This is a genomic window from Chloroflexota bacterium (assembly GCA_026710945.1).
Lineage (GTDB): Bacteria > Chloroflexota > UBA11872 > VXOZ01 > VXOZ01 > VXOZ01.
This window is the reverse complement of the sequence record JAPOQA010000041.1, coordinates 71,143-94,280: the sequence shown is the minus strand read 5'-3', so window position 1 is coordinate 94,280 and position 23,138 is coordinate 71,143. Positions and strand designations below refer to the sequence as shown.

The following is a 23,138-nucleotide window of genomic DNA, read 5'->3' as shown; positions in this document are numbered from 1 at the left end:
AGCAGCAAGGCTGCTACGCCTAGCCGCCGTTTCTAAATGGAGAATCTATCACGTCCCTCAAGTTTCCTCACGTCCGCTTGCTTGCTTAAAGTAGCCTTCAAGCAGTCCCTCAATGCGAGAGACCCAGTCGGACAGATCAGTCATGCGGCCCCCAAGCCGGCTCTCAATTCCAGAGGTGCGAGTCTCAAATCGCCAGACCAGACCTATGGCCGCGGCGATAATCGTTCCTATTGTTGCGGCGAATTCCCCGTTGATCTCCACTTCCTGACTTTCCCACCGGCTCGAACGCGATCCCACATCCTAACTTCCACCTTGCAATTATACCATTCGAGAACTATTCCTAGACGCGAATGGTTGGTATTGCAGTACCACTTAATGCAAGGGTTCTGCCAAGACGCAGAAATACGGAACCCACCTTCGTACGTCGCTGGGCTCTTTCTGCCACGACCCATGGCGGCAATCGCTCGACTACATAAAAGTAGCGATAAAAGCAGTTCAATCAAGGGGGCCACGTGGGGCATCAAGCATCGCCCGCGTGGACGTGCTGCCTGGGTCTCTCGTCTAAGCGCTCTGCGGCTGGTGGAGCAGTCCGGCCTCTACCAGATTGCCGGCAGCGTCGAACTGCCACTCATAGGGCTTGTCGAGAATTTCCAGGTCGGGGTTCTCCTGCGCCATGGGAATGAGCGCCTCGGAGAAGAGGAGATACTCTAAATGGAGCGTGCTGTAGATGCGGGCGACGCGGGGCTCCGCCACGTCGGTGCAGGCCGACTTGAAGGCCGTCTCTATAGCGACCTTGTCTGTCTCCAGAGTAATGGGAATCTTGGCCACGGCCGGGTTGTTGGCGGTGAGGGCGTTCATGTAAAGATCGTAGTAGTTGATCTTGTCGGCCAGACGTTTCGTCACGAAGTCGGCGTGGCCGATGCCCACCGCATTGCCGTGCGATTCCGGCGTCAGGTCGCGCACCAGCACACGCTTGTAGTTGGGGTGACGGTCCATAGTCATGCCGCGGTTAAGCCCAATGACGTTTGGATCCATGCCCGCTCCCGAGATGTTCTTGCCCATCACGTCCACTATGAGGAGATCAAGCTCATCGAACGGCACGCGCGGCAAGAGGGTCTTTGAAAGGGTCTGCAGTTCTCTATCGGTCTCGTAGATGTCTTCCGCCAGGGCAGCCCTGATCGTGTGTGGTTGGTCGTAGCCGTTTTCGACGACGCCGAGGCCGAGGACGATATTCGACTTCTCAATTGCATGGGCGGCGGCCTGCGGAATGGTCTCCGCCAAGCCGTGGGCGTGCATCTGCTCCGCGCCCTTCTGCTTGCCCAGGCCCACCGTTATCATCTTGCAGAGGCCGCTCTCCACCGGGCCGCGGAAACTGGTGTGGGGCTTCACGCGAGCAACGACAATCACTGCGTCGGCGCTATAGGCGTTGCGATCAAAGTAGACCGTGGCGCCGTTTGCCGTTGTGCCCAGGTTTGCCACGTCCATCGTGGCGCGGACTTCTGCTCCCGTGGACTCTTCGGTGATGCCGTAGTCCCGCAGCACAGCAGCCTGCCCCTCCGCAATAGCGCCGCCGTGGCTACCCATGGCCGGCACGATGAAAGGGGTAGCGCCGGCCGCTCGCACCGCCTCAGCTACCGTGCGGATGATCTCCGGAATGCGGGTAATGCCACGGCTGCCGGCCGTGATAGCGACTTCCATGCCGGGGACAACGACTCTGTCCAGGCCCACCCGCGACAACTCGGCGCGTATGGTACCCGTGAGGTCTTCGATCTGGTCCGTAGAGAAGCGCTGTCGCACGTGAACCATACTGGGCAAGTTAGCCATGAGTTCTCCTCGATGCACCCGCCTGCAGTCTCTCTACCGCTCGAGACTCCTAGGCGTTGATCAATGGCTCTCTGTTTGAGGCAGCCTCAATCTTGCTCTCTCTAGCGCCACAGCAGCACCGGACGAGCTTGCAGTCTTCCCGCACAAAACCGCTGCCACGAACCAGCCTAGATCGTCTCCCAGAAAGGCGTCTCGTTATCCAACGTGAAGATGACCAGTTCACCACTCGGTCCCCTCACGTCAGTAAGATTTTCAGCGGTTATGAGCAACCGATTATACTGCCGCATGCCCTTGGTCTCGGGCGGGGCCGTCATGACAATCTGAGAATCCCCATTTGGCGTCACGGTGAGCCACGAGCCGTTGTAGGTTAGCGGATCCTCGCTCAGCGTATCGAGAACCCAGAAAACGAGGAACTTATCGCCGTACTCACGCGGCTGCTTGAGCCCGGCAAAGGTTATTGAGATTCCACCATTGACACCAATACGCACTATTGTATTAACGTCACCGCCAAGCTCGGTTGGCTGCAGTTGAAATAGCCTGCCGGGACGCATGATCATTGGTCGTGCCAAGATGAGCCGGAGAGCTGCATCTTCTATCGCAGTCGAAGGTTGCGCCACTAACGCATGCTCTTCAGCGGTAATATAGATCGCCTTTACCGCGTCAAACGTCGTATACGTCCAGAGAGTAGCAACACGGGAAATGTCGGAAATCAGCGCTCCGCCGTTCTCAAATACGATAGTGCCATTGCGCTCAGTGCCAACCCAGACCACGAACGTATTGCCACCAAGAGTCGAGGGTTGCGGCATGCGGCGACCGTTCACGAAGACGGAGCCTTTGTAGGAGTTGAGCGCCACACCGATTTCGGCGTTGCCCGCAGCAGCCTCATCGACTTCCATACGCAGTGGCAAGTCGCGCCGGCTCTCTTCCGCCTCGGCTATCGCGCGCGCCTGTGCCGTGGCCACAAGGCTCGGGTTGGCACTGATTGGCGTCTCTTGCGCATCAAGTCTTTCTTCCACACCGCAGGCTGCCCCGGCAATAAGCAGAACAAAACTTAGGATTGCTATCCGATAGATGAATGGCAACTTCAGCCGTCTCATGGTCCCTCCTGTATTCTCGAGTGCAGCGCTGTCGGCAAGGTGAGCTACATCACGCACTTCAATATCTGCATTTATCTGGCTTAGTATTCCAATGGTATGCCAAATAATACCATTATCACAAGTCGCCAAGCTACCCACGCGGCATCATAGCAAGACTGCCGGCACACAAACGGAATCTTGTCCTTCGTGCCGTCCCAGTCTCATTTGGCTTGTCGTTCCTTGGCGGCCGCTCTACCCACTTGCCGCGAACGAAAAATGCCTTAGCGGCCTTGCCCAGACTACTGCACAAGAGCATAGCACACTCTACGGGGGATGAGAATTGTATAATGGCGGGAGAGCCGTTTATTTTCACAGGATCAGCGCAATGCCTGTACTTGCTTTCGAGAGCTTACAGACTCTCCAAGAGATTGATCTTCAGTTGGACGCGTTCCGCACTGAGGTCAAGCAGATCGAAGCCGCTCTCGCCGATCATGGGGAAGTCGAAGCGGCTCGCCGCAAACTTACGACGCTGACGAAAACGCAGGCGCAGGCGAGCGCTGCGCTGCAGGACTCCGAACTGGCACTGGCGACCATTACCGCAGGGGTCGAGGAGAAATCGAAGCGCCTCTACAGTGGCAGCGTGGTGAGCGCACGGGAACTGGAGGCCTTGCAAGCGGACATCTCGCAACTCATGCAGCAGCGCGCCGTGCGCGAAGAACAGGCGCTCCAAGCCATGGTCGTTGCTGAAGAAACCGCAGCCGCGCGGGATGAGCAACAGTCCCACCTTGATGCGCTCGAAGCAACGTTCGCCACCAAACAGAAAGAATTTGGCGCGCGTCTGCAAGAGTTAGCGGTGGAAATCCCGGCGCGCGATAGAGAACGCGCCGCATTGCTGGGCCAGAACGACCCCGCTCTCGTTGCAGTCTACGAATCGCTGCGGTCACGCCTTGGCGGCAACGTCCTGGTGCCTGTATCCCAGGGCCGGTGCACATTCTGCCACATTGCGCTCCCTGACACGCAACTACGCCGCACCCAGCAGAACCAAGAGGTTGTCTACTGCGATAGCTGCGGCCGCATGCTCTTCACTGTGCGCTAGCCCAGGCGGAGTTGGCATCCCATGTCATTCCTGTAAATGTTGAGTAATTCGTTGACAGAGTCCGCTTTCCATTCTGAGGTGTTGACGGAGCATGTCATTCCGAGCGGAGCGAGGAATCTAGGATTCCTGCTCAACGCACTTTAGCGGCTTCAGCACATTAGATTCCTCTCTTCGCTGCGCTTCGTTCGGAATGACATGTGTGCTAGTCATGTCTAACACTGCGGACGGATGCTTTTGTACTTGAATCTGTCAACGAATTATCTGACATTTACAATTCCGAGCGCAGCTCGAACCCTGTTCACTGACTTCGTCAAAGTCGCGGACTCTGAAGTGCAGCGCCGGAACTTTATCTACGCGAAGGACGGCGCGCTCATCGTATTAGGCGACTGCAAGCCTGCTCGTATCGCGTCCGAGGCAGGCTTTGCGCAGGAATGACGAACCAGTGCGACCCCTATTTTCCTAGCAATAATGGACCGATTCACGAGAGTGCAACACAGCCCAGCCAACACACCAAAGTTCCTAAACTGAGAGCGAGCCCTGGCACTGGCCCCAGTCAAGAAACTCCTAGCGGAAATACGCAGGTTACAAACCTGCGCTACCGGAGGGAATAACCATACCAAACCGGAGGGAATAGCCGTACCAAGTTGAATAGACGCTATTGTGGAAATAGTCGGAGCAGACGTTCGCGCCATCCCTGCGGAGACCCTTGCGTAACTAGATCCTGAGGGATTTGTATTACCCCCTCTCCCTGGGGAGTGTATAGACCGGGTTGATGGGATGTCTTACTGTTCTATTCGCATCTCATGTACAGTCAATCCACCCTAGAGCCAAAACGTCTAAACGCCGGCTTGCACTCGGGGCAACTTCACTCTCACCTCCCGTATCGTGTCGATACGCTGTATCGAGTTCGGGGCAGGCCGTCGCCCTCTTCAGTGAAGGGAGACGTGATTTCCTCGCTGCGGCAAGGGCTTGCAAAGCTCTCCCTGAAGAAAAGCCTCAGCCTACGCCTCAGACGCCAAGCGCGGGAAAATGATAAGGCTACCTAGTCGATTGACCATTCCCAAGATATAGAAGCCAGTAGGGCAACTTCCTTACCAGGAACGAAAAGGTGCCGAAGAAGGGACTCGAACCCTTACGAGCGTAAAGCCCACTAGCCCCTCAAGCTAGCGCGTCTTCCAATTCCGCCACTTCGGCATGCGGTGTTACTCCACTCTGATTATATGTAAGCGGCAAATCTGCCGTCAACGCGCAAGTCAGCCCACATTCCCTAAGCAATTGGTGGGCGCCCCCAACAGTTCCCTCGCGTTGGTCTCGCCTCGTCTCTACCCTGCCTCAAATCGACTGCACTGAGAACCCGCCGTCCACGACAAAGGCCAGCCCGGTCGTAAAAGCGCTGGCGTTGGATGCAAGATAGACCGCCGCTCCGCCAAGCTCGGCGGGCTCGCCAAAGCGTCCCATGGGGGTGTGGGCGGCGATTTGTTCACCGCGCTCGCTGAGGCTGCCGTCTGGGTTGCGCAGCAAGGAACGGTTCTGCGTCGTCTCGAAAAAGCCGGGGACGATCATATTGACACGCACAATGCCCTGCCATTCCCGGGCCAGGAAGTATGTCAGCGTTGCCACTCCCGACTTGGCGATGGCGTACACCGGCACCCGTGAAAGCGGCCGCTCGCCGCCCGCCATGGACCCGATGTTGATGACGCTGCCGCGTCCGTTCGCCAGCATGGCCGGACCGAACTCCTGGCAGGCCAGCCAGGCCGACGTGAGATTGAGATCGAGATTGTTACGCACCGCATCCAGCGTGAGATCCTCGAATGCCTGTTCCGCGCTGACGACAGCGGACGGGTGGTTACCACCAACCGCATTTACCGCCACGGTAACAGTTCCGAACGCGTCTCGCACCTGCGCGTGCGCCTCCGCGACCGACTCCGCGTCTGTTGCAACGTAGGGCACGAAGATTGCTTCTCCACCGGCTTCCGCGATGACCTTAACTCGGCGTTGGCCCTCTTCCTGGTTGCGACCCAGCACCGCGACCTTCGCACCGGCCGCGCCGAGGCACCCCGCGATCACACCGCCCAAAACACCCGTGCCGCCGCCTACGACCGCCACTTCTCCGCTGAGGCCGAAGAGCTCGTCGAGAAACTCGCCGCGCCGTTCGTCCCCTGTGCTATCTGCCGCCATCGGATACGTCTCCTAGATAGATTCGTAGTGCTACCTACATCGCTTCATGCAGGCAGATTATAGTTGATTAGCCCGATGCCGCCCTTTCAATAGTTTCGGCCAGCCAAGCATTAAGACTCTTGCCTTCCGCTCGCGCTGCGGTCGTAGCTGCACGATGAATCTCTGGCGCTAAACGCAGCGGAACCCGCCCTGAGAACGGTCGATCCGGTATCCGGCCTCGCTCAGCACATGCAGCCAAGTAGTCGTCTATGGAGAACCGAAACTCTCTCTCAAGTTGCGCCACGGAGTCGCCTTCAAAGACGATCACGTCACGCGTGTCCACCACCTCACCTTGAAAGACTCCCGCCTCGTAATCGAAGCTAACAGCCGCGCTATAGCCTTTGTACTTCATCATGGCTCGATCCCAGCCTCTCTCAAGAATCTCCTCATGGAGTTCACCGCGCCCTTTCTGACCTCTTTTTCAGGATGTGGCCGGTGAAAATGTGCGACAACGTTATCCAACTCAATATAGACTCTTGAACCCTCTCGTTCCTGGATGTATGCCCCACAGGCCAGAAGCAGCGACTCAATATCGTCCCATCGGATGCCTGACTGAGTCGGCCGGCGGAATAGCGCCGCCAAAGTCCTGCGATGCTTCCTTCTCATCCGTAAAGCATATCACATTATGATATACTTTACTAGTATACGGGGCATTTTCTGCCAACTCTAGGAAGAATCTCTGCTCTCATCCGAAGGTGATCTTATTGGAGTGCAGCGCCCAAGCGAAAGACATTTGGAAACAACCCAACTCAGTCGCACCCTAAAGCCAAATTACACTGGGGAATCGGCTTAGTCACGGCTTCGCTGCTTAGATCCGGCTAATCCGCACGGGTGCTCACGCTCAGGTCCGCAACCAAGATCGGCGGCGCGTAGAAGCTGCCGCCAACCCATTCCGGCTCGCTGCCAATGGCCGCGATGTTCTTCAGCGCCTCATAGCTATTGCCTGCCACCATCGTATCTTTCACGCGGCCTGCGAGCTTGCCGTTTTCAATCTTGTAACCCAAGTGCACGTTGCCGGAGAAATCACCCGAAAAGAGATTTCCCATCGACGCGCCCATGGTGAATTCGACCAGTATGCCTTCGTCTATGCCGCCAATAAGGTCCTGCAGGCTCCCGCCGTCGCCGGGTGTCACGACGACATTGTGATATCCCGGTGACGGTAACGAGTCCGGGGAACGCTCGCCGTTGCCTGTCGGCTCGGCGCCGGCCAGCCCCGCAGTCTGCAGGTCATAGATGAAGGTGCAGACGTGTCCGTTCTCGATGAGCGGGGTGCGCTGCAAGGCTATGCCTTCATCGTCGGTGGGGGAGGAACCGACGGCATTATCAATCGTGCCGTCGTCGTAGACGTTCAACTTCTCGTCGAATACTTGCTCGCCTAGCTTGTCGCTCAAGGGAGAAGCGCCCTGCAGCACGGTCTTGCCGCTGAGCGCCTGCCGCAGCGGCAGCATGAGCGTGGAACCGAGCCCTTGCGGTGTAAACAGCACCGGCATGTGCTTTGTCGATACCGCCCCATGCTCCCGTGCGGCTTCAACCCGCTGTATGATGCGCTGCGCCACCGCCTGCGGGTCCACGTCAGCCTGACACGATAAGGAGTAGTGCCAGACGTCCAGGATGTCCTCACCCCGCGTCAAATTGATGCTGGCCCCCAGGGACACTACGGACTTGCGGTAATCCGTGCCGCCGCCGAGAGAGTTGAGCAACCGGACGTGTGTGATGCGTTTCGACGCGCCTACGTCGCACAGAAACTCATCGTCGTGGTTGCGCAGCAAGTCAAGCGCCTCTGAGCCGAGCGATACCAGACTATCCAGCGAAAGCGCCTCCACCCCGGGATCGAAGATGGTGACGCCGTTCGTCGTATGGGTGCTTGGCAAGGTGAACTGCGCTTCGGCCCCAAACTGCGCGGACTCGACCGCGCTCGCCACGAGGGCGTCCAGATCGCCGGGCCCGCCTAACTTTGTCGAGTAGCCCAAGCCAATGCGCCCATCCTTGATGATGCGCAACGCCATGCCGCTTGACTCCCGAGCATTTATGGACTTCATGCGGTTGGCTTCAAAGGAGATAGGGAGTTCCGTAGATTCGTAGAAGAGCACCTCGGCTACTTCAGCCGTTTTCTTGGCTTTATCGAGCAATGCATCGAGCATACGACTACTGACCTCCCACCAAGCACTTGCTAATGAGTACGTGGGGGCTGCCGTCGCCCACCGGCGCCGACTGGCCGCCCTTGCCGCACGTCCCACCCGCGGGGTCCCACGCAAAATCGTTGCCGACGGCGACGATGTTCTCCAACGTCGTGAAGACATTGCCGGAAAGATTAACGCCACGCAGCGGCTCGGCCAACTTACCGTCCCGGATGGCATAGGCCTCCATGCAGGAGAATGTGAACATCTCCATGCTTGTCTGGCCGCCGTACCAGTTCTTGCAGTAGACGCCGTCCTTCACCTCCGCCAGCATATCCTCCAGAGGAGTCTCACCCGGCTCGATAGCCGTATTGCGCATGCGGACCAGCGGCGGCACACGGTAGCTCTGGGCGCGGGCATTGCCCGTGGGGGCTTCGTTCATCTTGCCCGCGGTCTCCCGCGAGTGCAGCCGCCCCACCAAATCGCCTTCCCGGATCAGGTATTGCTTGCCCGTAGGCACCCCTTCGTCATCGTACGCGAACGAGCCGGTGAGGCCCTGCACCCGGCCGCTGTCTATGATGTTGAGGTACTTGCCGCCGAATGTGCGGCCCAGGACCATGATCTCTTTGAGCTTGTCGTTCTCATACACGTGATCGGCTTCCGATAAGTGCCCAAACGCCTCGTGCGCAAAGACACCCGCCAGCGTGGAGTCGAGAATCACCATGAACTCCCCGCCCTTTGGCGGTGTGGCAGCGAGCATCCCCACGGCTTTTTCGGCCGTCTCGCGCACCTCGTCGTGATGGCCTTCCACGACGCCATAGTCCTCGCTGCTGGCAAAGCCTGACCGCGCTTGCTGCACATTGCCGTTATCACGCGCGACGACGCCGAAATGAGCAGTTACGCGTCCCCGCTCTTGTTCAATGTATGTTCCACTTGAGTTACCGAAATACTGCTTGCGGTAGCCGTCGCCATAGCGCACCGTGGAGGTCTGAATCTTGGGCGTCCGCCAGATTTCTTCCACATACGAGTCCATAAGGTGCTTCTTCTCCGCCAGCGCGACCTCTCGTGGATCACGCTGCATGGAGACCCGCACCACGTCCTGTACCGGCGGCACGTCGGCCAATTCCGTTTTTTCGTTGCCTACAAGACGCGCTTGACTGACAGCTTGAGACACCTTTTCTTGCAGACCATCGATCCGATTGAAGGAAACAAAACCCCAGCCGCCGTTCACCGCCGCGCGCACAGAGCCGCCAAGCTGCGTAGTTGTGCCCACCTCCTCCAAGTCCTTGCCCCGGTAGGTGATATTCGTAGACTGCGTTTCCTCGATGCGGACTTCCACGTAGTCCGCTGTATGTTGCTTTAGCGCGTCTTCGATGCGTTCGCGCATAGATGCGACTTACTCCTTATGAAATGATATGCCGACTGCGCCCGGTCCCGCGTGCGTGCCGATGGCCGGTCCAATTGACCCGTTCATGACTCTCTCGGCAGAAACGCGGCCCAAGATCGCCTCTTGCAACTCGGCCGCGAAATCCGGGTCATTGGCGTGCATCACGCCAAGATGCGTGAGCGTTCCCTCAGGTCCGGCGACGGATTCCACATAGCGCACCATGCGTTCGACGACGCGGGACCGCGTGCGCACCTTATCAAGCGCTTCAATTGCGCCATCCTCGAGAATGAGTACCGGCTTGATGCGGAGTAGCGAACCAACCAAGTGAGAGGCCGCCCCGAGGCGACCGCCGCGCCGCAGGTATTCCAAGGTATCGGGGGTAAAGGCGAGGTGCATAAGGTCGGCGACACTCTTGACGCGACTTACGACGTGATCGACTTCCGCGTCTTCGCCAACGAGCCGGGCCGCTTCACACGCTATATACGCTAACCCAATCGAAGCCGATTGCGTATCAACCACGTGGATGCTGCAAGAGGATTTGTCCTCAAACTGCTGCGCGGCTGTCAGCGCCGACTGCATGGTGCCGCTCAGCTTGCCGGATACGTGAAGCGACACGATATGGTCGTGGTCCTGCGCCAATCGCTCGTAGACTTCGGCAAATTCACCTACTGAGGGTTGCGATGTCTGGGGCAGGTCCTGAGCCTCGGTGAGCATTGTATAGAATTGCTCGCCCGTGATGTCCACACCGTCCTTGTAATCGATATCTCCGAAACGCACGTGCGCCGGCACTAAGGTTATGTGCTGCTCGGCGGCAATCGTGGGATCGAGGTCGCTCGTGCTATCAGTTACGATGGCAATCGCACTCATACCCTCTCCTCTTTCTTTCTTGATTGAGGCGATATTGTCACTTGGGCCGGGAGGTTGTCCCACTTGATGTTGCCTTCGCTGCTATACCAAGTGCCACGCCCCCAAGGCACTCACTATCGTATCTCAAGCTATACTAACGTGCACGTGACAGTCAACAGCCTGCGGCAATAGGATTGTGTGATTGCTAACCTCACCTACCATAGAGTAGCATGTGGCTCCATGCGGATTCCTCCAGACTGAGTATATTCCTGCCCATGGTCACAGGAATTCGTCGCTAGCACTCTACTCAGTGTTTGGATAGCCACGAGAGGATCAATGTTGATTTGAGTGTTTGCTGGCAGGTGTTCGGCCTAGCGTTCAAACGCTTACAATAGTAAGCGAGGTTCGGAGGTAGGCGACGAAGCACAGCAATCTGCACATCGTGGTGTACGACCAAGGTTCAATCCAATGCGAGCACTCTTCCTGCCCACCAGGAGAAATTTAATGACCCTTGCCGGGGCGGGAATGTCCCCTCGAGAATAACCTTGCCGGGGCGGAACGATCCCCTCTCCCGGCGGAGACCTTTGCGTTACTTGGTCTCGGGGGAAGGAGACTTCCTCCTCTCCTTGGGGAGAGGGCCGGGGTGAGGGGATTCTTTGCCGTTCTATTTATGGGCCATGTAGAGTCAATATGTTCCAAATTCAAATCTGCCATGCGTCGGCTAGCATCAAGTGCAACTTCACCCTCACCCTAGCCCTCTCCCTCGGGGAGAGGGGACAGCCTCGCTTGCTTTAGACTTACGCAAGGGTCTCCGGCAAGAGAGGGTTAGAGCCTGCCCTGTACTCGATACAGCGTATCGACACGATACGGGGGTGAGGGGGAATTTCCCGCAATCTGGGAGCTTTTTGCGCTCTTGCGTATCGGTCATACTGGTAAAGAGGACGAGTTGAGCAGAAATCCCCCCACCCCGGCCTTTTCCCTGGAAAGAGGGAGTAATTCTAGCGCCTGCGGCCGAAGTTACGCAGAAAATTCCCACCAGGAGGACAACCCATGAAAGTAGTTGTGACAGGCGGCAGCGGTAACATCGGACAGTACGTTGTAAGAGAGCTTGTGCAGCACGGGCACGAGATCGTCTCGTTCGATCGTGTTGCGCCAACGCAGCCTGAAGCCGGCGTCCACTATCGCGTCGGCGACCACGAAGACGAGGGTACGATATTCGAGCTTCTGGCCCCCGCCGAGGCCGTAGTGCACCTTTCGGCCATCCCTTCGCCTGGGACCCTCGCCAACTCGTACGTGTTCCGTACAAATGTGATGGGAACCTATAATGTGTGCGAGGCTGCCGCCACGCTGGGCCTCAAGAAGATCGTCGCCACGAGCAGCATCAACGTGCTCGGCATGAGCTTCCGCTACCGCGACTTTGTCCCGCACTACCTGCCGGTGGATGAAAACCACCCGAATCTGCCGCAAGACCCGTACGGTCTCTCCAAAGTGGTAGGAGAGGATATCGTGGACATGGCGCATCGGCGTACCGGCATTCCTGCCGTTTCCATCCGTCCGTCCCACGTGGTCATGCCGGAGACGTGGCCGGAACGACTGGCAGCGATGGAGGCGAATCTCAACGCCTTCTATGGTGGCTTTTGGGGCTACGCGGACGTACGCGACCTGGCGGTGGGGTTTCGCCTGGCGTTGGAGACGGAAAGCGCCGTGCACGGCGCCTATTACATCGTGGCCGATGACGCGTTCTGTCCAATTCCCCTCGCTGAAGCTTCGCCACTCGTCTTCCCAGGCACCGAGCAGATAGCGGCCCATCTTACCGGGACGGAATCAGGTATCACCAACGCCAAAGCGAAACACGACCTCGGTTTCCAAGCGCAGTATTCGTGGCGCGATTTTGCCTAACAACAGCCTTTGAAATGGCCGCAAGAAACGGGGATCGTCAGCAATCTACACATCACCAGCGGCAGCAATTACGCTGCCTGCAAATTGCAATTGCTGGTTGACATGTGTCCCCAAAGTCAGCCAGAAATCTTCCCTTCATTGGGAGTTGCTATACTTTCAAGCAAGAGGAGTCTTGGGGTGTTTGCCGGATCGGCATGCGGTGGGCGCGCTTGCCGTTCCTGCTGAGCACGCCAGCCGTTCGAGCGAGCTTGCCAGCCATCGTGCTGAGCCCGCCAGCCATTCGTGCTGAGCACACTAGCCGTTCGTGCTGAGCCCGCCAGCCGTTCGTGCGAGCTTGCCAGCCGTTCGTGCTGAGCTTGTCGAAGCATGAACGGCGAAATGAGATACGTAAGTCATGCGCCAAGTCTCTCTGCTCCAACCCGGCCTTCGACAGGCTCAGGCCGAACGGTGCAGGTGGTCTTGGTAAAGGCAAGAAAGTCGTCGACGGCACCGTTGCCCACACGCGTTCAGTCCGCGTTCAATACCGCTGAGGAGCAACCCTATGACATCACCGGTCAGACTAACCAGCCTGGCTTCCTGCGCCGGGTGAGCAGGCAAACTCGGCCCCGCCGAGCTCGCGCAGGTACTGCGCGCCTTTCCCACACAAGCCGATAGCAATCTGCTGGTAGGTCTCACCGCGCCCGACGATGCCGCCGTATATCGCATGAGCGACGAACAGGCCATCATCAGTACGGCGGACTTCTTCCCGCCGGTTGTCGATGATCCCTACGCTTTCGGACAGATTGCGGCCGCCAACGCCCTGAGCGACGTGTATGCCATGGGGGGAGAGCCGCTTTTCGCCCTCAACCTCGCGGGCTTTCCTGATGACCTCGATCTGGACATCCTGAGCCGCATCTTCCAGGGCGGCGCGGACAAGGTGATTGAGGCCGGCGCCGTAATAGCGGGCGGTCATACGGTGACTGACGAAGAACCAAAATACGGCCTGGCGGTCACGGGGCAGGTACATCCCGAACGCATCTTCACCAAGGCCGGCGCCCAACCGGGCGACCTGCTGGTGCTGACAAAACCCATTGGCACCGGCGTGATAACTACGGCTCACAAGCGCGATTGTGTCCGGCCTTCGCACCTCACGGAAGCGACGGCGAGCATGTGCCGTCTCAATGGCGGGGCCTCGCGCCTACTCCAACAATTCACTGTCCACGCCTGCACCGACGTTACCGGCTACGGCCTGCTCGGCCACGCTATGGAGATGGCGCGCCACGGCAACGTCCTTTTTGAAATCAACGCACAAGCCGTCCCGCTGCTGTCCGGCGCATTAGGCTACGCCCAAGACGACGTGATGCCGGGCGGGCTTGACCGCAATCGTCAGCACTTGGAAATGGAAGGACTGCTCACCGTTGCCAATGAAGTCCCACCCGCCCTCGCCGCACTCCTCTTCGATCCCCAGACCAGCGGCGGCCTCCTGGCAGCCGTGCCACCGCAAGAGCAACCCCAACTGGTAGAAGAATTCCGCGCCGCCAACGAGCCGCTCTGGATAATTGGCAAGGTACGCGAGGGAACCGGCATTACGGTTACGGCGAGTTAGCGTTTGATCTAGAGCGGCTTCAACACGGCTTTTGGTCGCAAGGTTCACACGTCACCCAAGTCAACCAAACACCTAGACTTGGTCATATTCTCTTGCCAGTATACGCTCGATCCTCACTATTGGGACGTAGCGCGGGGGCTTGTCCCCCGCTTCTTGGCGCAAAAGAGTGGGGACTATCTTGGGCAAGATGCTTAGCCGCCATCAGTCGTGCGCTCCGGCGGTTGCATACTCCGTGCGCCAAATTACCAGATCGGTGTTGATGCTACCGTCCGGCTCTTGAAAGCGGTCGTGGCACGTGAACCCATTCTTTTGGAACGCCCGCTGGCTGCGGTGGTTGTCCGCCATCACGGGAGCGAATATGGCATCGGCTCTCTCTATTTGAAAGCCGAACTCTACAAGCAGCCCTATTGCCTCCGTCCCATAGCCGTGACCCCACAATTCCTTCTCGCCAATCATCAGGTCGATGCGGCGCAGGTCCTTGTTTGGAAACTGCGCAACGATCCGCTGTAGATTCATCTGTTGCAACCAACACTCGCCGATGGGATTCCCATCCACCTCCATGATGAAACAGTAGGCATGGGTTGAAATCCAGCGGTAGATGGTCTGTAAGTCATCTAGTGTGGTCTCCTCAAAGGGATTGTGGTCCGCGAATTCCATCACGACGGGATCGTTATTCCACTTAAGCAGAATGTCCCAATCGCATTCACCCATGGGTCGCAACGTTACTGCCGCTCCACGCAGGGTAACGGCATGGGGCTGCATCACTGAGACGCGGCGTTCAGGCGTGGATTGCAGTTCCGGGATGACGATTTCCATAGCGGTAGTATACTAGCAGGGAGGGAGTTGAGGTGCTTGAGCAAGCCGACTGAGTAGGGATTGTCATTCGTGCCACATGCGATTCGTGGACCAAGTTAAGGAGTTCAAGAGATGAGTCAGGTACAAGAGAGAGCCGCCACTACTGACATTGACGAGCGCTGGCTGCCGCCATCGCCGCACCGTGAAAAGATACTCGAAAAGGTCGCCCTGGGCCGCGCGCACATCGAAGAGGCCGGCCACAACCAACCGCCGCTCGTCTATTTCGAAGACGGCGGCATGATGGAGTTGCCCCGCGTGCGCTGGGCCGGCGGGAACCAATTCGTGCCGGACATGTCGGAGGGTGACGCCGCGCGCCAGACCCACTACACCGACGTGTGCGGCAGCATCGATGAATTGAAGCGCATCGAGGAAGAAGAGCCCGCGCGCGTGCAGTCTGACGTCGCGCACGTTACCGAGCTTCTTGACGACATCCAGCATATGATGGAGCGCATGCACCGCCGTTGGGACGTGTACAAGGAAGCCGCGGACGCCCTCATAGCCGTAGCGCAGCAGATGCAGGAGATCACCGGGCCGGACGTGCCCGGCGGCCTCGCCAAGCTGGCCGAGATGCGCCAATTTCTATTGGAGCGTCCGGAGGAAGTCGCCGACAACGTGCCGTGGCTCCATAAGACCGCAGAAGAAGTGCGCTCAGTCGCGGGCGCGAATGAGAAAACTCTCTACGCCTACCGCGAAGCCTGGATCGAAGCCGGCGCCAGCTACCTGCACGTCAAAGGCAGCCGGGCGTGGAACTCCGACAACGGCGAGTCTTCCTAACTGGGTTGCAACTGTGCCGTTGACCCATTGAATCTAACCGGAGTCTCCACTCGGCAAGTGCGGTATGAGCCAGGCCAGGAAGGCGTCGGTGCTGCGGGACTGGATCGTCACCTTGCCGGGGCCGGTCAGCTCCACCACCAAGCCCTCGCCGCTGAAGAGCGTGGACTTCATGCCGCCCACGCGGCGTACGCTGTAGCCGACACCCTCGGCGAATGAGACCATGTGCCCTGTGTCCACGGTGTAGGACTGCCCTGCTTCCAGCGCAATTTCTTGAATAGCGCCGTAGCTGGAGAGGAACACGACGCCGCTGCCGCTAATCTTGAGAAGAAAGAGGCCTTCACCGGAAAAGAACGTCTTGGCGCCGCCCCACGACGAGTCCACTTCCACTCCGGCCGTCGAGGCGATGAATGAGCCGGACTGGGCAAATATCACTTCGTTGTTGAGTTCAACCGCATAGATGTCGCCGGGAAGACTGGGGGCAAAATTCACTTCTCCGCTCTGCGCCGCGTTGAACGTGTTTATGAAGAAAGACTCGCCACCCAGGAATTTGCGTCGCAGACCGCCTAACAGTCCGCCGCGCATACTGGTCTCGATCTCGATGCCGCTCGACATGCTGACCATGGCGCCGGCCTCGGCGCTCACGTTCTCGCCCGCATTCAATTGCATGCTGAGCAGCGCATACGACGGACGGTGTAGGATCTCGTATTCCACAAAAGGCCTCCTTGCGGGAATCACCCAATACTGCACTTTGAGTCTAGCGTACCCCAACGCCTCCCTGCCGCGCACCTGGAGATGGCCCCAACATCACACGGGCTTCAGTTGCGGTGCGCGATGCGACGCCCACCTTGCCTGAGGTCAGCGAATTCAGTGCCAAGGTGCACGCACGCACTCACGGGAGGCCGAGACGTTCAATGGAATCCAAACGAGGGCAAGCTGGACTGCTGGTGATACCTCATCTAGGCCAACCTAGCCGCAACACGCAGCCAGGCCGCCAAAATGAGGACAGCATCTTCCCACACGGTCGTCTGTAGCTGAGTTTCGCTATCTGACGTTCTCAGCCAGAGCGGTCAAATCAAGCTCGGGGATGTTCGTGCTGAGGACGTGTATCCGATCCTGGGCCACCCACACCAGCATTCGATCGTCATCATCCACACCAAAGAAACGCACCGCAGTCGCAGAGCCGACATTCACTTCCTCTGACATACCCTCGACCAACGGCAGCAGCAGCGTGCTCTCCCAGTCGCTTACCGCCCGCAATTGCGCGGCCAGATCCTGAGGCAGAATTTCCAGCTCCAAGAGCCCAGCGCGTATGGCGTCCATGTCGATCTCGCCGGGGACCGCGAGTGTCGGGCTGGTGGTCTGGATCAGGCGCACGCCCTGCTCGGGATTCTCTTTCGCAGCATAGAACAGCATGCCCACCTGGGGCATAGTGACGCCAAAGACCGCACCCTCCATAGTATCGGGCAGAATTGCGCCGTCACCGCCCAGCGCCCAGATGTAGTTGCGCGCGGTAGGCAAATCGATAGTAAACGAGGCTTCTTCCGCGTCAGTAATCGTGACTTTGGGATCGGTTTGCAGATTGTCCGGCAAAGCGGCGAGCTGAGCCAAACGAAAGCCCAAGGCATCCTCTGCTTCGGCTAGCGTGACTTCACGCGCCTCTCCATCGCCTGAAGGCTCTTCAACCCATTGAATAAGCTCTGCGTCCGGCTCCGGCAACGAATCCAAGAATTCCTGCGTGATCTGGACCGTTTGCACCTCTTGCACCCGAAAGAGATTCAGGAGTTGTTGGCCTGTGTCTCGGACCGAAGAGAAAATCACGAGGAGCAGGACGAGCACGCCTACCCCCAAGGCGGAAATTCCGACCCATGCTCGTCTATCCATCGTGTCCATATCGCAACCCTCCGCTGTGGCAAGTCATGAAGTGTTTCTAATAGAGCGCTGGCCGTGGGCTCTTTGCGGTCTCTCTCTCTTTGGAACCGCATCTCATTCTACCTGCATAGTCTGAGAAGTACCTAAGAGACACGACAGAGCAGGTAGCGTTGCTTGTGCTCCGCTAGGCTCAAAACCGTGCCCACAAGCTGTTTCTTCCAGGTTATATGCCACGTCAAACGGGCCCGTCGGGCCGAGCACATGCGCCACAAGCTGCCTGCGCTTTCCCACCTCCCCATCTGCGATCCATAGTACGTATGGGCTATAATTGGCTTAGAGACAGATTAGTGACGCCGCGAATGTGGGCACGGACTCAGCTATCGGCAAAGCGATAAAATGGAAACTCCGCATGCTGTTCGTGCGGCGTCTTATGATGGAATTCCTCCACGCTTGGGAATCTGACCGCACATCGAGAACGGATTGACAGCGCATGATGATCCAAAAGCGGTTGAGAGCACGCGCCTCCGCATACGGCGTTCGCTGCATCCAATGCTGACATTCGTTACCTTCATCACGGGCTCGCGCAGAGAGGACACTTCCGGTGGCACAAGAACTGGCAATTGAAACGCGCCAGCTAACGAAATTCTACGGCAAGAGTCGTGGCGTCATAGACCTTGATCTTGACGTGCGACGCGGAGAAATCTACGGCTTCGTGGGCCCCAACGGGGCAGGCAAGACGACCACCGTCCGCCTGCTGCTCGATCTTATCCGTCCCACCCGCGGCACAGCCACGATCCTCGGCATGGATGTGCAAGGCCAGTCGAAAGCCATCCGTGCCCGCGTCGGGTTCCTGCCCGGCGACCTGCGCATGTATGAGAATCTTACCGGTAGGCAACTCCTGCGGTTCTTCGGTACTGTGCGCGGCGTAACGGACATGTCGTACGTGCACGAATTGGCCGAGCGGTTGGATGCCGAACTTAATCGGCGCATCGGCACATTGTCGCGGGGCAACAAGCAGAAACTCGGCGTGTTGCAGGCGCTCATGCACCGGCCGGACTTGATTCTCTTCGATGAAGCCACCAGCGGACTCGATCCGCTCATGCAACAAGAGCTATACGGCATTCTGAACGAGTACCGCCAGCAGGGCGGCACGGTCTTCTTCTCCAGTCACAATCTGGACGAGGTAGAGCGCATCTGCGACCGTGTGGGCGTGATCCGCGACGGCACGCTCATTCTGAGCGACACCCTGGAAGCCATCCAAGAGAAGCAAGTGCGGCGTTTACGCCTGGAATTCGCCGAACCGCCCCAGGCGGACTTCCTTAGCGGACTAGAAGGCGTGCAAAAAGAGTCCCAGGAAAACACCACCGTGATTGCGCTGATCCAGGGCAACTTGGCCGGCGCGCTCATAGAAGCGGCGCGCTACACGGTGGTAGACATCGAGTACCAGGAACGACGCCTCGAAGACATCTTTCTCCAGTATTACGAAACCCGAGAGGAAGCCCATGCTGCGGAATCTTCTGCTCAAGACTCTGCGTGACCAGCGCATCCCCGTACTGGCCTACGGACTAGGTCTGGGCGCGCTCGCACTGCTGGTAATCGCCATCTATCCCAGTTTCGCAGCGAGCGGCGCTGAGCTTGAGGAAGCCATGAAGAACCTGCCCGACGCCTACAAGGCCTTTACGGGCGGCGTGCTTTCGCTAACAGAATTTGACGGCTATCTCGTATCGCAGTACTTGATCATCCTGCCGTTGATCCTTGCCATTTTCGCCATAATCGAGGGCACCGGTGCGCTGCGCGGCGAAGAGGAACGCGGCACCATGGATACCCTGCTCTCCCTGCCTATTTCGCGCAGCCAGGTTGTTCTGCACAAGACAGCCGCAACTCTCTTGAGCCTCGTCCTAGTGCTCGTGATTATAGGCGTGGTGCTCTGGGTAAGCATCGGCTTCGTGGACGAAGCCACCTTGGAGCTCGACCGGCTTGCTCTTGTCATGCTCAACGCGTTCGGCATGGGCGCGCTCTTCAATTGCTTTTCGCTCTTCCTGTCCGCCTCGCTCCCCTCGCGCCGCCTTGCAGGCGTGCTTGGCGCCGTCTTCACGGTGGGCGCTTACTTCTTCGATGCCATGACGGACATTGTCGAAAACCTCTACGATTACCGCATCTTAGGGCCTTTCAACTACTTCGAACCGCTGGCAGTCTTGCGGGAGGACATTTCTTTCCAAGACCCCGCGGTGCTGCTGGGCGCCAGCCTCGTCTTCCTTGCGTTGGCAGTGTTCATCTTCCGGCGGCGGGATATTGCCGGCATCTAGCGCCTGAATAAAATGTGCTTCGTCACGTAGACTTCATTGGTGGAAACAGCGCGGAGTGGCGGATTGTGTTGAGCGCATCGCACACCCATGAATTCTATCTACCTCTTGGCAACCGAAAAGCGCGGCTACTATACTTGAGTCACGTAGAGTTGAAAACCCACACGTTCACGCCTTGAACCCAGTCACACTGGTGCCTGTGCAGGTACTTGCTCCGTCGTTTGCTTGGGACAGAGAGTGTATACTCCTCGCGTAGGAGGAGCGAAATTCATGAGCGACCTAATTTACCTCGACCATGCCGCAACGACGCCGGTTGATCCGGCTGTTCTCGACGCCATGCTGCCCTATCTCACGGAGCAGTGGGGCAACCCTTCCGGCATCTACAGTATTGCGCGCCAGGCCAAGCGGGCGGTGGAGGAAGCGCGGGAGGACATTGCGGATGTCTTCTTGTGCAGTCCCAATGAAATCGTCTTAACCGGCAGCGGCAGCGAGGGCGCAAATCTTGCCCTGAAGGGTGTGGCGTACGCCCGGCGTGACGAGGGCAGGCACGTTATCACTACCCAGATCGAACACCACGCGGTGCTGCACACATGCCATAGGTTGGAGAGGGAAGGTTTCGAGGTAACTTATCTCCCGGTTGACCGGCACGGCATCGTAAACCTGGACGCGCTGCGTGCCGCCGTACGTCCGGATACCGTCCTACTCAGCATGATGATCGCCAACAATGAGGTCGGCACCGTCCAACCCCTGCAAGAGGCGATAGTGGCGGCACGGGAACTGAACGAGGACATTGTCGTGCACACTGACGCCGTGCAGGCCGCCGGTTGCATGGATCTGGATGTAGAAGAACTTGACATCGATCTTATGTCAATTGCTGCCCATAAATTCTATGGGCCGAAAGGTATCGGCGCACTCTTCACGCGGCGCGGCACGCCGCTCATCCCATTGGTCCAGGGCGGCGGACAAGAGCGTAACCGGCGCTCCGGCACGGAAAACGTGCCCTACGCCGTAGGCATGGCGAAAGCGCTTGCATTGTCCCAGGCGCACCGCGACGAACGCAATGCGCATTGCCGGGCGTTGCGGGACCGCCTGCTTGGCAGCGTTTGCGAGGGGATTGAGATCGCGGAGCGCACCGGCCATCCTACCCAGCGGCTGCCGCACATTGCCAGTCTCACGTTCGCAAACATTGAAGGCGAAAGCATTCTCCTCAACCTCGACATGCACAATGTCTGCGCCTCCGCCGGATCGGCCTGCTCTGCCACCTCGTTGGAACCTTCTCACGTGCTGCAAGCGATGGGCATCCCGCTGCACCGTGCGCGAGGCGCGCTGCGTTTGAGCGTGGGTCACAGGAACACGCCGGACGAGATCGAACACGTGCTGGAGCTACTGCCCGGTATCGTAAGCCAGTTGCGCGCCATGGCCGTGGTATGAGACCGGCCGAACCGCCCCATGTTCGCTACGGCTAAGACTCGTGTGCCTCCTCCCAACACGCCGCAGGCCATTAGTATGCCCAATGACCACATGAATCGCGCCCTCAAATTGGCAGAACAGGCGCAAGGGCGCACGTCGCCTAATCCTGCGGTCGGCGCCGTTATCGTGCGAGACGGTGTTGTGGTCGGTGAAGGCGCCACGCAGCCGCCTGGCCAAGCACACGCAGAAGTCACGGCGCTCAACGTAGCAGGTGACGCCGCCAGGGGAGCCGACCTCTACGTGACACTTGAGCCCTGCGCATTTCGTGGGCGCACGCCGCCGTGCACGGAGGCAATCATTGCCGCCGGCATTCGACGCGTCAGCATTGGCGTCCTCGATCCTCATCCGCGGATCAACGGCCAGGGCGTGGCACGTCTGCGAACCGCCGGGATTCAAGTACGTGTTGGGGTCAACGCGGAGCAGGCTCGGCAGTGCCACGCAGCATACCTCTACAGCATGAAAACCGGCCTGCCGTTTGTCACCTTGAAAATGGCCATGAGCGCTGACGGCAAAGTGGCGACGGGCGACAATGAAACGACCTATTTGACAAGTGAAGCCGCGCGCACCATGGTGCATGAACTGCGCGACCGCAGCGATGCTATTGTCGTCGGCGTGAACACGGTCATTGCCGACGACCCGCGCTTGACCACGCGCCTGGCGCGAGCGGACGTGCATCACCCCCGCCGTTACATCCTTGATAGCAGCGGCAGAACGCCGAGATGCGCCAGAATTCTCGGCCCGGATCTCCCCGGTGCGACGACAATCGTAACAACGATCGCAGCAGCAGCCGACCGGCTGGAGCAGTATCGCACGCGCAACGCCGACGTGTGGTCGCTGCCGTCTGCGGACGAGAGGGTTGATGTGCCAAGCTTTTTGCGGCGGCTGGGGGCGGACGGTGTCCGTTCCGTACTCTTGGAAGGCGGTCCCACTCTGGCTGCGGCCTTTCTGGATGCCGGCTGTGTGCAACAGTTTCTGCTCTTTGTCGCGCCGATCCTGGTTGGCAATGACAATGCGCCGTCGCTGCTTGCCGGTCGGGATGGAAATGAGGCCGCTGCCATACGACGCTTTAACTTTTCGTCTGTAGTGCAAATCGGCCCAGACGTGCTTCTGACCGCCGATCTTAGCGATGTGGACTGCTAGAATTGCGCAGCAAACCCTTCGCACCCTTACCGCTATAATCAACAAGAGGCGGAGAGGTTTACCATGTTTACCGGCATTGTCACAGCGCTTGGCACCGTAACCCACTTCGCTGCTTCGGCTGATGAGGCGGATTTGGAGATTGCGGCCCCGGAGATCGCCAGTACCCTCAGCCCCGGCGAGAGCGTTGCCGTGAACGGCACGTGCCTCACCGTGGCAACACTTGAGCCACCAGCGTTTGCGTGCAAACTCACGCCGGAAACCCTCTCTCGAACAGGATTAGGCGACCTCTCTCCAGGTGACCGCGTAAACTTGGAACCGGCACTGCGCGTCGGCGATAGCCTAGGCGGACACATAGTCCAAGGGCACGTAGACGCTACCGGCACAATCCTTGCGCGAACTCCAGTGGGCGACTCTGTGGTAATGCGGTTTACCGCGCCGCCGGAAGTGCTCCGATATCTGATCGTGAAAGGCTCGGTTGCCGTAGATGGTGTCAGTCTTACCGTTTCCGAGCTAAACGCGCAGGACTTTGCAGTCTCCCTGGTACAATATACGCAGGAACATACGAACCTGACGCGCCAGCCGCTCGGCGCCAGGGTAAACTTGGAAGTAGACCTGTTTGCGAAATACGTGGAACGTTTGCTAGTACACGACTAAGGCCGGTAGCAATCGACGCAAGAATC

At 58.5% G+C, this 23,138-nt stretch carries 21 protein-coding genes and 1 tRNA gene; 9 read left to right on the top strand and 13 right to left on the bottom strand.

Features of this window, described 5'->3' with window-relative positions:
* Positions 1-57: 57 nt before the first annotated feature.
* The 3 genes from OXE05_08735 to OXE05_08725 form a co-directional block, all read right to left on the bottom strand.
* A complete protein-coding gene (locus OXE05_08735; GenBank protein MCY4437400.1) occupies positions 58-297 on the bottom strand; it encodes a hypothetical protein in 240 nt (79 codons plus the stop codon).
* Between the two features lie 264 nt (positions 298-561).
* The gene (locus OXE05_08730) at positions 562-1,824 is read right to left on the bottom strand and encodes a DUF362 domain-containing protein (protein MCY4437399.1); all 1,263 of its coding nucleotides are present in this window, start codon (positions 1,822-1,824) and stop codon (positions 562-564) included.
* Positions 1,825-1,991: 167 nt separating this feature from the next.
* On the bottom strand, positions 1,992-2,921 hold the full coding sequence (locus OXE05_08725; protein MCY4437398.1) for a hypothetical protein: 930 nt from the start codon (positions 2,919-2,921) through the stop codon (positions 1,992-1,994).
* Positions 2,922-3,285: 364 nt separating this feature from the next.
* Between OXE05_08725 and OXE05_08720 the strand changes: the two genes are divergently transcribed.
* Positions 3,286-3,996 (top strand): C4-type zinc ribbon domain-containing protein, encoded by a 711-nt coding sequence (locus OXE05_08720; protein MCY4437397.1) that lies wholly within the window; start codon positions 3,286-3,288, stop codon positions 3,994-3,996.
* 1,109 nt (positions 3,997-5,105) lie between these two features.
* Here the strand turns inward: OXE05_08720 and OXE05_08715 are convergent.
* The 7 genes from OXE05_08715 to OXE05_08685 form a co-directional block, all read right to left on the bottom strand.
* A tRNA-Leu gene (locus OXE05_08715) sits at positions 5,106-5,190 on the bottom strand.
* 138 nt (positions 5,191-5,328) lie between these two features.
* Positions 5,329-6,174, bottom strand: coding sequence for an SDR family oxidoreductase (locus tag OXE05_08710; protein ID MCY4437396.1), 846 nt, complete (start codon positions 6,172-6,174; stop codon positions 5,329-5,331).
* A 67-nt stretch (positions 6,175-6,241) separates the two neighbouring features.
* A complete protein-coding gene (locus OXE05_08705; GenBank protein MCY4437395.1) occupies positions 6,242-6,568 on the bottom strand; it encodes a type II toxin-antitoxin system HicB family antitoxin in 327 nt (108 codons plus the stop codon).
* On the bottom strand, positions 6,565-6,819 hold the full coding sequence (locus OXE05_08700) for a type II toxin-antitoxin system HicA family toxin (protein ID MCY4437394.1): 255 nt from the start codon (positions 6,817-6,819) through the stop codon (positions 6,565-6,567). Before OXE05_08700 ends, OXE05_08705 begins: the two co-directional genes overlap by 4 nt.
* 212 nt (positions 6,820-7,031) lie before the next feature.
* On the bottom strand, positions 7,032-8,354 hold the full coding sequence (locus tag OXE05_08695; protein ID MCY4437393.1) for a TldD/PmbA family protein: 1,323 nt from the start codon (positions 8,352-8,354) through the stop codon (positions 7,032-7,034).
* A 4-nt stretch (positions 8,355-8,358) separates the two neighbouring features.
* Positions 8,359-9,717, bottom strand: coding sequence for a TldD/PmbA family protein (locus OXE05_08690; protein MCY4437392.1), 1,359 nt, complete (start codon positions 9,715-9,717; stop codon positions 8,359-8,361).
* A gap of 9 nt (positions 9,718-9,726) precedes the next feature.
* Positions 9,727-10,584 carry a DegV family protein gene (locus OXE05_08685; GenBank protein ID MCY4437391.1) on the bottom strand — a complete coding sequence of 286 codons (858 nt, stop codon included), beginning with the start codon at positions 10,582-10,584 and terminating at the stop codon, positions 9,727-9,729.
* A gap of 1,029 nt (positions 10,585-11,613) precedes the next feature.
* Between OXE05_08685 and OXE05_08680 the strand changes: the two genes are divergently transcribed.
* Positions 11,614-12,462, top strand: a complete 849-nt coding sequence (locus OXE05_08680; GenBank protein MCY4437390.1) for an NAD(P)-dependent oxidoreductase — start codon at positions 11,614-11,616, stop codon at positions 12,460-12,462.
* A 541-nt stretch (positions 12,463-13,003) separates the two neighbouring features.
* On the top strand, positions 13,004-14,047 hold the full coding sequence (selD, locus tag OXE05_08675) for a selenide, water dikinase SelD (protein ID MCY4437389.1): 1,044 nt from the start codon (positions 13,004-13,006) through the stop codon (positions 14,045-14,047).
* A gap of 201 nt (positions 14,048-14,248) precedes the next feature.
* Here selD and OXE05_08670 read toward each other — a convergent pair whose 3' ends face one another.
* Positions 14,249-14,863, bottom strand: a complete 615-nt coding sequence (locus tag OXE05_08670) for a GNAT family N-acetyltransferase (protein MCY4437388.1) — start codon at positions 14,861-14,863, stop codon at positions 14,249-14,251.
* Positions 14,864-14,974: 111 nt separating this feature from the next.
* Between OXE05_08670 and OXE05_08665 the strand changes: the two genes are divergently transcribed.
* Positions 14,975-15,676 carry a hypothetical protein gene (locus tag OXE05_08665; protein ID MCY4437387.1) on the top strand — a complete coding sequence of 234 codons (702 nt, stop codon included), beginning with the start codon at positions 14,975-14,977 and terminating at the stop codon, positions 15,674-15,676.
* Positions 15,677-15,709: 33 nt separating this feature from the next.
* On the opposite strand, the gene OXE05_08660 is transcribed toward OXE05_08665, so the two are convergent.
* Entirely contained in the window at positions 15,710-16,387 is a 678-nt protein-coding gene (locus tag OXE05_08660) for a TIGR00266 family protein (GenBank protein ID MCY4437386.1), read from the bottom strand.
* 330 nt (positions 16,388-16,717) lie between these two features.
* The gene (locus OXE05_08655; GenBank protein MCY4437385.1) at positions 16,718-17,566 is read right to left on the bottom strand and encodes a hypothetical protein; all 849 of its coding nucleotides are present in this window, start codon (positions 17,564-17,566) and stop codon (positions 16,718-16,720) included.
* A 580-nt stretch (positions 17,567-18,146) separates the two neighbouring features.
* On the opposite strand from OXE05_08655, the gene OXE05_08650 reads away from it, so the two are divergent.
* The 5 genes from OXE05_08650 (at position 18,147) to OXE05_08630 (ending at position 23,112) form a co-directional block, all read left to right on the top strand.
* Positions 18,147-19,082: an ABC transporter ATP-binding protein gene (locus OXE05_08650; protein ID MCY4437384.1), complete on the top strand. Its 936-nt coding sequence runs from the start codon at positions 18,147-18,149 to the stop codon at positions 19,080-19,082.
* A complete protein-coding gene (locus OXE05_08645) occupies positions 19,048-19,851 on the top strand; it encodes an ABC transporter permease subunit (GenBank protein MCY4437383.1) in 804 nt (267 codons plus the stop codon). Before OXE05_08650 ends, OXE05_08645 begins: the two co-directional genes overlap by 35 nt.
* A 267-nt stretch (positions 19,852-20,118) precedes the next feature.
* Positions 20,119-21,279 (top strand): cysteine desulfurase family protein, encoded by a 1,161-nt coding sequence (locus OXE05_08640; GenBank protein ID MCY4437382.1) that lies wholly within the window; start codon positions 20,119-20,121, stop codon positions 21,277-21,279.
* A gap of 18 nt (positions 21,280-21,297) precedes the next feature.
* Positions 21,298-22,458, top strand: coding sequence for a bifunctional diaminohydroxyphosphoribosylaminopyrimidine deaminase/5-amino-6-(5-phosphoribosylamino)uracil reductase RibD (ribD, locus tag OXE05_08635; protein ID MCY4437381.1), 1,161 nt, complete (start codon positions 21,298-21,300; stop codon positions 22,456-22,458).
* 63 nt (positions 22,459-22,521) lie between these two features.
* Positions 22,522-23,112, top strand: a complete 591-nt coding sequence (locus OXE05_08630; protein MCY4437380.1) for a riboflavin synthase — start codon at positions 22,522-22,524, stop codon at positions 23,110-23,112.
* Positions 23,113-23,138 lie beyond the last annotated feature (26 nt).